The organism is Streptococcus oralis (genome assembly GCF_001579025.1).
GTDB classification, from domain to species: Bacteria; Bacillota; Bacilli; order Lactobacillales; family Streptococcaceae; genus Streptococcus; species Streptococcus oralis_X.
In genome coordinates this window covers 1-499 of sequence record NZ_KQ970238.1, presented here as the reverse complement: position 1 = coordinate 499, position 499 = coordinate 1, and the positions used below count along the sequence as shown (strand labels likewise).

At 36.1% G+C, this 499-nt stretch carries 1 protein-coding gene; it reads left to right on the top strand.

What is annotated here, in order from left to right; genetic code table 11:
* On the top strand, nt 1–238 hold a 238-nt coding region (locus SORDD27_RS09985; RefSeq protein WP_155718901.1), incomplete at its 5' end, for an LPXTG cell wall anchor domain-containing protein.
* Nucleotides 239–499 lie beyond the last annotated feature (261 nt).

Sequence of the window (499 nt, the reverse complement as noted above, 5' to 3'; positions counted from 1 at the left end):
AGATCCAGCGCCAACACCAGATCCAGCACCAACACCAGATCCAACACCAACACCGGATCCAGCACCAACACCAGATCCAACACCAACGCCAGATCCACAGCCAACACCTCCAGCTACGGAGACTAAAGGTAAAGTTGAACTTCCAAACACAGGTGAAGCAACATCTATCTTCTCAGCAATTGGATTTGTAGTATTGGCATTGAGTGGATTGGTATTCTTCGTAAAACGTAAAGCTTAGGCTTTTGTAGAAGAAACATGAAACTTGGTAAGTGAGAATTCTACTTCTCTCTTAAACTTGATAGAGAAAGTCTCTAGAAAATTCGTTTTCTAGGGGCTTTTTTGTTGTTTAAAATTAAATATTACAATATAAAAAATATATTTTTGTAAAAAATTACAGCAAACAGAATTTTAAGTAAAATTACAAAAAAAAGAAAAGAGTTATGAAAATAGGAGGCTCACGGTTAATATAGCAAAAAACAAAATAAGCGGTTACAATAGC